This is a genomic window from Eubacterium ramulus ATCC 29099, from assembly GCF_000469345.1.
Lineage (GTDB): Bacteria > Bacillota > Clostridia > Lachnospirales > Lachnospiraceae > Eubacterium_I > Eubacterium_I ramulus.
Genome location: NZ_KI271174.1, coordinates 22,286 through 33,253 on the forward strand (window position 1 = coordinate 22,286; position 10,968 = coordinate 33,253).

17 protein-coding genes are annotated in these 10,968 nt (G+C 41.7%); all 17 read right to left on the reverse strand.

All coding sequences use genetic code 11. The annotated features are described in order from the left end of the window. Position 1 precedes the first annotated feature (1 nt). The 17 genes from HMPREF0373_RS13035 to HMPREF0373_RS13115 all read right to left on the reverse strand — a co-directional run bounded on the left by HMPREF0373_RS13035 (position 2) and on the right by HMPREF0373_RS13115 (position 10,884). Positions 2–385 carry a hypothetical protein gene (locus HMPREF0373_RS13035; protein ID WP_021740214.1) on the reverse strand — a complete coding sequence of 128 codons (384 nt, stop codon included), beginning with the start codon at positions 383–385 and terminating at the stop codon, positions 2–4. Then, entirely contained in the window at positions 385–792 is a 408-nt protein-coding gene (locus HMPREF0373_RS13040) for an HK97 gp10 family phage protein (RefSeq protein WP_021740215.1), read from the reverse strand. Before HMPREF0373_RS13040 ends, HMPREF0373_RS13035 begins: the two co-directional genes overlap by 1 nt. After that, entirely contained in the window at positions 792–1,124 is a 333-nt protein-coding gene (locus HMPREF0373_RS13045; protein WP_021740216.1) for a hypothetical protein, read from the reverse strand. The genes HMPREF0373_RS13040 and HMPREF0373_RS13045 overlap by 1 nt, the downstream gene beginning before the upstream one ends. 14 nt (positions 1,125–1,138) lie before the next feature. Next, positions 1,139–1,645, reverse strand: a complete 507-nt coding sequence (locus HMPREF0373_RS13050) for a hypothetical protein (RefSeq protein WP_021740217.1) — start codon at positions 1,643–1,645, stop codon at positions 1,139–1,141. 20 nt (positions 1,646–1,665) lie between these two features. Further along, complete coding sequence (locus HMPREF0373_RS13055; protein ID WP_044964438.1) at positions 1,666–2,664, reverse strand: N4-gp56 family major capsid protein; 999 nt, start codon at positions 2,662–2,664, stop codon at positions 1,666–1,668. A gap of 18 nt (positions 2,665–2,682) precedes the next feature. Then, positions 2,683–3,330 (reverse strand): phage scaffolding protein, encoded by a 648-nt coding sequence (locus tag HMPREF0373_RS13060; RefSeq protein WP_021740219.1) that lies wholly within the window; start codon positions 3,328–3,330, stop codon positions 2,683–2,685. A gap of 198 nt (positions 3,331–3,528) precedes the next feature. After that, the gene (locus HMPREF0373_RS13065) at positions 3,529–3,828 is read right to left on the reverse strand and encodes a TIR domain-containing protein (protein WP_021740221.1); all 300 of its coding nucleotides are present in this window, start codon (positions 3,826–3,828) and stop codon (positions 3,529–3,531) included. A 9-nt stretch (positions 3,829–3,837) separates the two neighbouring features. Further along, the gene (locus HMPREF0373_RS13070; protein WP_021740222.1) at positions 3,838–4,107 is read right to left on the reverse strand and encodes a DUF6275 family protein; all 270 of its coding nucleotides are present in this window, start codon (positions 4,105–4,107) and stop codon (positions 3,838–3,840) included. A 77-nt stretch (positions 4,108–4,184) separates the two neighbouring features. Continuing rightward, positions 4,185–4,670 carry a retropepsin-like aspartic protease gene (locus HMPREF0373_RS13075; protein WP_022035354.1) on the reverse strand — a complete coding sequence of 162 codons (486 nt, stop codon included), beginning with the start codon at positions 4,668–4,670 and terminating at the stop codon, positions 4,185–4,187. 153 nt (positions 4,671–4,823) lie between these two features. After that, the gene (locus HMPREF0373_RS16820) at positions 4,824–4,982 is read right to left on the reverse strand and encodes a hypothetical protein (protein WP_021740224.1); all 159 of its coding nucleotides are present in this window, start codon (positions 4,980–4,982) and stop codon (positions 4,824–4,826) included. Positions 4,983–4,988: 6 nt separating this feature from the next. Further along, entirely contained in the window at positions 4,989–5,210 is a 222-nt protein-coding gene (locus HMPREF0373_RS13080) for a hypothetical protein (protein WP_021740225.1), read from the reverse strand. A gap of 6 nt (positions 5,211–5,216) precedes the next feature. Continuing rightward, positions 5,217–6,809 carry a phage protein F gene (locus tag HMPREF0373_RS16120; protein ID WP_021740226.1) on the reverse strand — a complete coding sequence of 531 codons (1,593 nt, stop codon included), beginning with the start codon at positions 6,807–6,809 and terminating at the stop codon, positions 5,217–5,219. Next, positions 6,766–8,256, reverse strand: a complete 1,491-nt coding sequence (locus tag HMPREF0373_RS13090) for a phage portal protein (RefSeq protein ID WP_021740227.1) — start codon at positions 8,254–8,256, stop codon at positions 6,766–6,768. The genes HMPREF0373_RS16120 and HMPREF0373_RS13090 overlap by 44 nt, the downstream gene beginning before the upstream one ends. Positions 8,257–8,283: 27 nt before the next feature. Next, positions 8,284–9,552, reverse strand: coding sequence for a PBSX family phage terminase large subunit (locus HMPREF0373_RS13095; protein WP_021740228.1), 1,269 nt, complete (start codon positions 9,550–9,552; stop codon positions 8,284–8,286). After that, positions 9,549–9,893 carry a hypothetical protein gene (locus tag HMPREF0373_RS13100; RefSeq protein ID WP_021740229.1) on the reverse strand — a complete coding sequence of 115 codons (345 nt, stop codon included), beginning with the start codon at positions 9,891–9,893 and terminating at the stop codon, positions 9,549–9,551. The genes HMPREF0373_RS13095 and HMPREF0373_RS13100 overlap by 4 nt, the downstream gene beginning before the upstream one ends. A gap of 185 nt (positions 9,894–10,078) precedes the next feature. Continuing rightward, entirely contained in the window at positions 10,079–10,573 is a 495-nt protein-coding gene (locus HMPREF0373_RS13110) for a terminase small subunit (protein WP_022035353.1), read from the reverse strand. Positions 10,574–10,596: 23 nt separating this feature from the next. Next, positions 10,597–10,884 (reverse strand): hypothetical protein, encoded by a 288-nt coding sequence (locus HMPREF0373_RS13115; protein WP_022035352.1) that lies wholly within the window; start codon positions 10,882–10,884, stop codon positions 10,597–10,599. Between the last annotated feature and the right edge of the window lie 84 nt (positions 10,885–10,968).

The window sequence follows — 10,968 nt, forward strand, 5'->3', positions numbered from 1 at the left end:
TTTACTCTGTCCTCCATTCTTTCACTGTTAAATTAATCTGTATCCGTTTCAGGAATCCATCCACCGTTGCAATCGGGAATGCATTTCCATAAAAAACAGCAATCCCTGATCCATCCCCAAGAATTGCCCTTCTGCCCTGTATGCCAGGGAATAACTTTTTGATTTTGTTCTTTTGCGCTTCCAGTTCATCCCATTCTTTTCCCGTGCCGGTCAGAATAAACTGCGTTTCCTGCTGTCCGTCTTCGTTAAATGACTCAACCTCGTTATATTCACCTACCCAGTATGCAGAAATGGAATCAATGGATGATGTATATTCCATAAATTCATATGGAATCTGTGCTGATGCCATTGCATCATTTATAAATTTTAATCCTGCATTTGTCATTATCCCATTCCTTTCAGCATTGCTTCCAGCAGCTTCTTCAATTTCACTTTCGACGAATTGAAAGCCTTATTCAGTGCCCTGGTTGGCTTTTTACCGGTTGTGGTATGCCAATTTCCAGAACGGTCTTTATATTTCCATTCTGTCTTTCTGCCATCACCATTCAATGCATACTGGCCGGTTCCAAACTCTTCCCAGATCGCATTTTCCTGCGGGCTGCCGACCATTGCCTCACCGTTTGCTTCATCCACCTTATAGGTCCAGGAACCTTTTGTCTGTCCCGTGTCAACTCTGGTATTCCGCTTTACCTGCGCTTCCAGTTCACCGGATGCTTCGTACAGCCACTGGATAGTGGCATGATTTAACGCAGCCTTTACTTTGATGGAATTATCTTCAAATTTCACTGACATTACTGACCACCTCTGTACTGCAGATAGATTTCAAGCTGCCGGTGTAACCCCATCGGATCATCGATCAGCATGACATCATATGCACTGCCATTTACCAGCAACCGGCTGTTCTCCGCCTTGATCGACACATCAACCGGCTTCCAGTCACAGATAAAAATATGAGATGATTCCTGCACCTTGGCATTGTAGGTGGTGTATTTGCTGTCACCGGAAGAAAGATCCAGAAATCCGGAAAGTTCCAAAACCGTTGACCAGCGTTTCACTCCGGCACCAATTTCAGTTTTCTCAGATGTACTGATCTGCAGCTGTGCGATTGTATTTCCACCTATCATCCTTCCACCACCTTTCAGAATCGTGCTTTCTTGTAAGGCTTTAAAAAGCCTACCAGGGACTTTGGATATCCGACGGTAGAATTGTCACCATCCATGTTGAAATACGTCACAGCGTGCCGTGAGATTGTTTCAGACTGTATTCCGACCTTATCACGGTTCTCAAGATCCCATTTCAACATATTCGCAGCTCCCATTTTTACATCCATCGGGTACACTACTTTTGTCACCATGCAATGTTCTTCATCCATAAGCTCCATATTATTTGAAAAGAGATACAGCCCATTATTCAGTTTTGATTCTGAAATCTGAACTGTATCCCCTTTTTTGATATATGGATATGCTTTGGTGAATACTCCATCTGCTATCCCAGTATAAAAGCGCCTATTCCTATCCTGAAAATTATTATTCGTATATTTCCGGATCAGAAGCTCCACTGCCTGTAATTTTCCTTTCAGGGCACCATCATCCATATTTTCTGCCGTTGGAACGTATATCCGGAATTCTTCCACTGACATAATCATCGGAGCTCACCTCTTTCTGATCAGGCTTTAACCTTTAAAATTACGACCTTCTCATCATTGGTTAATGCCGGCATTCCATAAGCGGTGCAGACAATATCGTCAGCAACACCCGGTTCGCGGTCATGCTCCACAAGGTTTCCACGCTTCAGGAAGTAAGTAATTGCCGGCATATCATCCTCTGTCTCGGCATCATTGTTCAGTTTGATGATCGGATTGAAAAATGCTTCTGTAGTCACCTTTGTTACATTGTCACCAACTTTCGCAAACGGAAGGGATTTGATAACATCTGAGAGATTGAACTTAGTACTGCCGTCTCCGCCGCTTTCTACAACCTCTTTACCGGCACTGTCGATCTTGTACCATTCTTTATAGCTTTCCACTTTGTTGGATACTACAACATCACAGCCTGCGATTCTGCCGATAGAACCGTTTACCATCACACCAGACTCGTATTTATCTGCGGAAATGAAATCCGGATCTTTTCGAAGCTGCGTCTTCTGTTTGGAGTGGATCAAAATTACTTTTTTGCTGTCCTCTTCCTCGCCGAACTTATCCACACCATCAACGATTGCGGTATATTTGATCACTGCAGATGTATCATCTACGATATTCGGAGACTCATACATGACTTTTACACGATCATTATCCAGCTTTTCGCTGATAGACATTGCAATCTGGTTGACCGCTGTTCCCATCGGGTTGCCATAACCGGAAAGCTGCGCCTCGTCTGTCAGGCGGACACCTTTACCGATTTTCTTGATACCATAAGATGCTGTAGTAAATGCCATTTTGCTCTTGTCGATCGGCTCTCCCTCTGCATACTCCTCTGCTTCACCGATGTAACCCCATTTTGGAATTGTCACCGTGCTGCCCGGCTGTCCCTGCAATGTATTATCCACTGTGATATACCCGGTCATTACCGCTTTCTTTTCCACTTTCGCATTGATCATATCAGACACAACCTGCGGATCAAATACGTCACCATTTACAAGGGTTGTAGTTTTGCTTAAATCTGCCATTCTCATTCATCCTTTCTTTTACTTTGTCAGTTTTTCATATAAATCCGGATTGCTTTCTCTCAGCTCCACTCTGGATTTATAGCCCATCTTTGCAAAATCCTCTTTTGTTACAGAATCTTTTGGATCATCGCCACCCGGAAGCTTTCCATCATCCATGCGTTTGTATCCGTCATCACCATCACCGGAAGCTGTCTCAAACTGGTTCGGGCACTGCGTTTTCAGTGACTCCATTTTGTCTTTGAATCCTTTGATCTGACCGTCCTCGCCAAGTTCCGGCTTCCAGTCGCTGTCATGATTCAGTTTGAAGATCAGATAATCGATGTCAGTTGCCTTTGCTCCATCAGAAAGCAGTCCCACCTTTAATGCAGCTTCCGTTTTTGCCTGCTGCAGTTCTTCCTGCTGCCGCGCAATGGTTGCTTCATACTCTGTAATCTTTGCCTGAACAGCGTCCTGTCCTTTTGTCGCTTTCTGGAGTTCTTCGATCAATTTCTGGCTTTCTGCATCCTTTACCGCCAAAGCATCATGATCGGTCTTTAATTTTCCGTATCTGATGTCCAAATTTTCCTCTGAAGCTGTGAAGATTTTATTTTCTTTCATACCATCGATGATTGCGGTTACCTGTTCGTCTGTAAGATTCTGTCCTTTTAATAATTCCTCTAATGTCATCTCATTGTTCCTTTCATCCTACAATTTTTACGAGTTATGTCTCGATTACAGTTGATATTTGCTGATGTTTTACGTCATCACTGACGAATATGACATGAATCAGTTTATTGTCATGATTCAGGACATAAGAAAAACACCCTTGCGGGTGCTGCATGCTATTTTACCCATAGCTGGGAGATATTCGGATCACCTGCCTTTCTATGCGACAATACTTTTGATTCCATATGCAATGGCGCAATCGTGTTCGATGATGCATCCACGGGCATCGTCCCATCCTGGTGCAAAATAAGCTACGTCTGCATCTGCCAGAAGCTCCAGTGATTTCCCAAGAAACCACAGTGGTTTTGCACCGACTGGTGCGCTCTGAAAAAAGGAATCAATCACTTCTACCGATTCTCCTACCAGTTCAGATGCAGATTCAATTGCTTTGGCTCGTTCTGCTTTGATTTCCTCGTCAGTCTTGCCACCCATCGGCTGGCTGATAAATAATTTTTTCATGTCTACCTCCTACTCCTCTGTATGGCATGTATTGGTTAACTTGCCGTATACATCTTCATACAGTTCCTGTTTGTCGCCGTTATAGGTGTACTCCGCATAGATGCCGTCCCCACTAATTGTGGTTGATGCCAGGCATTTATAGTTCTGGAGCGTTTTACATGTCCATACAACATAAACATTGCCAAGATCAATCTGTACCTCCGGTCTGTTCTTGTGGTACCATTCAACAAGTTTCTTCTGTGCAACACTCTCGAAGTGTGCCATTCCTGTGATAATCATGTTCTTTTACCTTTTCCTTTCTTAAAAATGGGTATAAAAATAACACATATTGCTATGTGTTATCCTGTACTTATTTATTAAATTGAAAATTCTACTTCCGTCTTTCCGTTATTGTTTCTGATTGTCAGATTCCCCTTCGCAATGATATCCATGCCAATTATAAAATCCACATTGTGATTTTCCAAAGGGAAGCCTGCAATTTTCATATTTTTAAATACAATGTCATCTGACAATCGGACATCAACGATATAATATAAAATATCCTGCTGCCCGATTGAACTTATCCCCACCCCTGTATCAACCGGATGCAGCCCCATCTTTCTTGCCATCCGCTCTGAAATACACGAGCCAGATGCACCCGTATCCCATAATGCATGTTCAATACGAAACCGTTCTGCATTATCCAGACATTCCTGAACACATAAAGACGTAATCAATCTGTTGGCAATCCCTGAATATCTGTTCGTAATTGTAGAATTTGCATACACAACGGAGTTTTCCACATCACATGATGGGCTCTTTTTCTTCGTATCTACTACTCCAATATATACTGTGTTATCCATACTTATTTTCTCCATCAAAAATACCACCAACCATTTCTGACCAGTGGTATCAGTGTCTATTTTTCCAAACTGTATAAATGATGCATACCACATAAAATATCACCGATATGACAAAGCATCCGATTTTGATTTTCAAATATAAATCAATCATACTTATTTCTCCAACTGCTTCCGCAGATATGCTTTATAATCATCCAGCCCTTTAAACTGATCATAATTATATGGTGAAGCATTCTTATGATATTTTTCTTTGTACTCCCTTTTTAACGTTTTAATTTCTTCGTCTTTTTGTATGGCTTCAACTATTTTCATTTTACTTTATTGCTTTTTAGAATGCCGTTCATATTCTTTTGCCACACGCTGCAAATCGGATGATAGCTGATCTATGCTGGTACTTTCCTGTAACTCATGAAGAATCTCCCCCATCGACATATTTAAATCGATTTTATAATCTGTTTCTATAAACCTGCTAAGTCCTGCATCAATATAGCCAAGCAATCCAGAAGCAAATTTGCTCCATTCCACATCTTGTCTATTCATCCCATATCACTCCTTAACGATTACTTTACCACGATTTAATATTACCACATGCTGTTTATTCTGAAAACCATTTAAAAGAATTGCATCATAACCTTTGACTGCAGCATAAGCTCCAACATTTCCAAGAATGTCCTGATATGCCTCTGGTTTATTGCCAACAATTTTGGGAATTCCCGTTTTTTCGTATTCTGTAAATATTTCTACAAAATCAACTGTTTTTACATCATCTGTTAATAACATTTCAATAATTCGACCAGAATCATCTTTGCCAGCATAGAGTTCTGCTACTTTCCTATCTTTATCTGCATAGGTACCATATCCGTAAACTCCGCGGCCAGCATACATTTTTCCATATTTAAACGCTTCTACCATATCTTTTGCAGACATGTCAGAAGTGCTTGCAACTCCCCGGTACCAAACCTGTTTTTTTACTTTTTCATTTTCAAATTCTGCATCAGAAATCACCCTCGGCAAAGCATCATATTTTAACTTAAAATTCAAATAGTCTGTAATTGGATCACCATTATCATATTTTAATACCGAAACATCATCCAATAATTCTTGACCGTATTTCTTTGCCTTTTCAATTGTTTCTTCCTGTGTGAGAATATCTGCAGCATCTACATTATTTTTTATCGTTTTTTCTTTTCTGTCCTCATACTGCTCCGCTGCTTTAAAATATTTCTCCTTAAAATCTTCAAAATCCTTTGTCTTGTCAAGTCCAAAGAACTCTGCACGTTCTTTCAAGGTATTCAGCTCATCTTCATCCAGTTCCCATCTGGCTCGTTGGAGCAGTGCGCACCTGCAGTTACAATCCTGTGCAGCGATTCCAAACATTCCCGGCGCATCTGCCTGCATTCCACCAACCTCAAACGGCTCATCCAGTTCTCTGATCTGACCGTCCAGCATCCGGTGCGTTTCTCTGGTTCTGTCATCCAATGTTGCATCCCATTGTTTTACGATGTCTGCACCATGGTCCTTTGCCACCTGCTGTGCATCCATAGCTGACTGAATCTGTATCCGATGCCCTTCTGTCCGGACAATCCGCATTGCATTATTGTAAGCTTTTGAAAATTCTGTGGTTTTAAATGATTTTGCCAACTTTTTAGCCACTTCATTCCAGGTAAAACCTGCAGCAATTCCCCGGGACACTTCCGCCCGAATAGATGTCTTTAATTTTCCAACATCCTCTCCCAGCCGGTTATACAGTCCTTTACTGATCTTGGAATCTGTCTGTATTGCCCGTACCACAGCTTTCTGGTCAATCGGCATGATAAGCGGAATATCCTGACCATGCAGATCATACATCACACCAATATAGCCATCCTGATAGCACCGGGACAGGTAATCAGACACTGTCGAATAGGAATCAGACTGCAATGCTGTCAAGATTCCCTCCAGCTGCTGCCGTATTGCTTCCTGATACCGCGTCTGGTAGATAATAGATTGCAGATTTTCCAGATCGGTTCTAGCAGACAGCTCCATGATTTTCTTTTCACAGTCCATCAATGCCCGCCGGTATACCTGTTTCAGTTCATTCAGCGTTCTCTTTTCTCTATTCAGTTGGCTCTGGAGTACCGCCTTTTGTTCCTTCGTCATCTGCCTTCACCCCGTCCAAAATGTTCTGCGCCCTACTCAAATCATTGTCTGCTTCGTCTGGATCAGGAAACTTATCTTTGATTTCCTCATAATCGATATCTAGGACATCACAGATATTTTTCATCAGTGTTTCATTGTCAAGCTGTGCTGCCAGTGACAGCAGTGTATTAATACGTGTCTGCTGCTCCTGTGCATTATTCAAAGCAATCTGCGCATTTTCCTGTTCATTTGACATTACTTCATGGCTAAAATCGAAATGTACCTGGCTGGTCAGATACGCAGTTTTGTTTTTCTCATTAATCTCATCGATTACCAGCTTCACAAGTTTGCGTAGCATCTGTTTTAACTTAATTTCCAGTTTTGAACATTTCAGGTCCAGCAAAGAGTATGCAGCCTTAATTGCAATGTTGGTGGTTGCGTTGGTATCCTTTAGACTGGCGGTATTCAATCCCATTCCAAAGCGATAGATGTTCTTCTCATCCAGATTTAACTTTGTCTCTCTGGCCTGATACGGGACATCTACGGTATATACCTCTATGCCGCCATCATCATCTACGCCAACCATTTTCTTTGTTTTCAAATTCTGCTGCAGTTCGCCAAGATCGTCACCTTCGAACCCTTTGACTGCATATATCGGATGATCGAAATCAATCAGATTATTGGAAAGCCCGGAAGCCATCAGATCGTAATCATCGATGATATCTTTTACTGTCTTTAATCCACTGAATTGTTTTTTATTGTTGTCCAAGCGAAAAAAAGGAATAACGCCAAAATCTTTGTAGTAAATGGCTTTATCCCCTTTTTTCTGGTATGTAATATGTGGTTTTGGATTGATTTTTGCGGATTTGTCCGGTATGATCTCTCCTTCATCGCTCTGGACGTAATAATATACTTTCTCAGAATCCCATACCTGAATGCGCTTGATTACCTTTTCGCCTTTATCAATGCGGTCAATGTACCAGTAAATCACATAAGCACAGCCATCGTCAGTATCTTTCTCCCTGACTTCCACTACGCCAATTGAATCCGCACACATGAAAGACAGCATGTCTTCTTTATTCCGGTAAGCGAACATATATTCAAAGCCTTTCGCCTGGCATCCGGTCAACGTTTCAGACAGCTCTGCAATAAAATCTTCGTTCTGGTTGAAATATTTATCCAGCTCGTTCTGCAATGCTGGCTCATCTGTTTTTACAAATCCATCAGCACCAGAAAGAATATACTGCACTGCTTGGTCCACCAGCTCTGTAAAGAACGGATGCGATATTTTTGCGTTACTGCGTGTTTTATCCTCAACCAGATTTCCGTCCTCGTTGTAATAAAACATTCTGTAATGTCTTATATCATGATCGCCATCGTAGTATTCCTGCCCTTTTCTGGCGAACTGCTTTTTTTGGGAAACATTATCTTCTTCCATGAATTGTCTTATTTCTTCTGTTGTCAGCATACTTCTTCCTTTCTGGCAATTCTCTCTTTATACAAGCCAGCGTTTTGCCTTCCGCCAGCCTTCTACTCCATATCGCAGCGCTGCCATGGCATCGTCCATTACAGGCACCGGTTCATCCAGGTGTTCGCCTGTCTTTTCATCCTTTTTCCATTTCCACTGCTGCAGTTCTTTTATTGTATTGGTGCAGGATGGATCCACAAATATTTTTCGAGCAATCACTTTGCTTTTGTCCTTCGGATCCGGGCTTCCCTTCAGCCATTCAATCTGTGCTTTCACGGATCCGGCAGAGCCGCCTTTGTCTACTCCCTTTGCCCGGAATCCTGCATCTTTCCACATTTTGATTCGATCCGGTTCCGCTGAGTCACACCACATCTGCCGCTTTTTCGGAATTCCCGCAGCATTTGCTTCTGCAATCCATTCAGCAGTATCTTTTTCAAATCCATACAATTCACGCAGAATATAAATATTTCCATCCTTCCAACCGAGTGGCAGGATAGCATTAGCATGGTTAAAACCAAAGTCCTGCCCGATTGCGAAATCATCATAATCTGATATATTCTGACTGCACTCACGCACTTCCCAGTTATGAAGAATCAGACCACCAATCTCACCCCAATCACCGAGACCATAGATCTGATAGCCTTCTGGATCAACAATCTTTCGTCTCTCCATTCTGGCACGATATGCATCATCTATAAACCGGTTCATCAGGTAGGTGCTGTGATGTGTCAACACATTCGGATCCGGAATATCAAAAAAGACCTTTTTTATCCAATGGTTTTTATTCACCGGATTAAAGGTCAGTCTAATCTGATAAAATTGTCCTTCCGGAAGCTCACCACGCAGACGATCATCAATGATCTCCAGGTCTGCCTGCGTCAGCTCCGTTGCTTCCTCACACCATACATCTGTCAATTTTCCACGCTGAAATGTGATAGATTTCAGTTTTTCACGTTGTTTCTCATCATTCATGCCACGAAAAATAATCTGATTCCCATTTGCCCGGCAGGTCAATTTCAACGGTGACATGTTAATCTGCCAGTACCGGTCAACCTTATCCCCAAACATCCGATACACAGCACCAGTCAGCTCAGCAAACGTGCTGTCACGATTCGTAATATCAGATTTTCGAATACAGACCAGATTCCTGCCTTTATCTTTCATTAGTCGCAGGATATAATTCTGCGCAGTGTCAACGGATTTTCCTGATCCTGCCGATCCTTTCATGACAATATAGCGTTTATGGCTCTGGTCAACCTCCTTGAACCCCGGATTCATTTGAACGTTTATATTCATAAGCAATCAGCTTCTTTGAATGTCCTGAACAGCTTTGGTGACTGAATAGTGATCCAATCAGTGATTGTTTCATCCATTCCCCAACAGTTTGTGCTTCCGCTATTGTTCCACATTCCTGATTCATATAAAAAAGCATGAATAATTTCATGTCTTAATACTTTCTTTCTGTATGAATCCATATCCTGAATTGTATTTCTGTCAGATTCAAATTCTGCAATTCTGATCTGATGAATGCTCTGATCCATGCAACCATCAGCACCTTCAGGCATCTTTCCATCCGGCACATCAAAATGTATTGTGTACAGCGTTCCTAATATCTCAACAACCTTATCTTTCATCATGCTTTTTTACCTCTATTTGTGGAATGTATAACCTGTAAATAGATTTGCACACCGGAATATCGTTTATTACCAGTTGCATCTTCACATACTTTATCAGTTTATGAAAATGAGCTAGCAAAAACAACCTTCCTGCTATTGTTCTTACATATTCAACCTCAATCGGTATTCTCTCAATCGCAAATCTTTTAATTTTCATTGCTATCCCCATAATCAATTTTAATATTGAGTTCCATATCAACGTCTGTCTCGATTTTTTCTGTATACAGCCCATGTGCTTTTCCGAGCAATTCTGCTGCCTTATTCGCATCAGACAGCTTCGCCGGTATTTCTACAATCTGTGGAACTTCTTTTTTTACCGTCTGTCTTCGTACTTTTCCTGTTTCGTCCGGAACATAGGTCGTTTTTTCTTCACTGGTCGTTACCACGATGTGCTCATTCTTTTCTCTTCGCATAACAGAAGTAAGGTATTTTAGTACCTCATCCTGATCTGCAATAAGCTCAGCATCTTTTTCTGCCAGTCTTTTATCTATGTATTCTCTGATGTAAGGTTTTGACAGGTTTTCAGTTGCTGTCTGTCTTGCCGTTTTCTCTGAATACCCTGCACGGATGGCAGCCTGTGTGGCATTCAAATCAATCAGATACTCATCACAAAACCTTTTCTGTTTTTCAGTCAATGCCACCAGTCTCACCTTCCTATCTCTATCTATGCTTCACTCACGTTTATCATCGCCCTACAGATTACAGTTTCATCCGCAATTTTCAAAAAATATATAACTTTATATATGCCGGGTCTCGCCGGGCAAACTGAAATTCTAAGCACATGACCATCCACATCACAGGTACCTTCTGCCTCACACATATCCATATCGCAATTCCAGAATTCATACTGCGCATCTGTAATCTGAAAGGGTAACTCATCACATGAAGTCACTGTCACATACAATCTTCTGTTTTCACCCGTGTACATTCTAAGTGTCTGCGTTTTCTGCAAAATAAGCTGCCCTCCTTTCCAACCTTTCCTGCTCAATCGAATACTTCTGCAGCTGTGCTTCAATCGTAAAACCAGTCGTCTGTG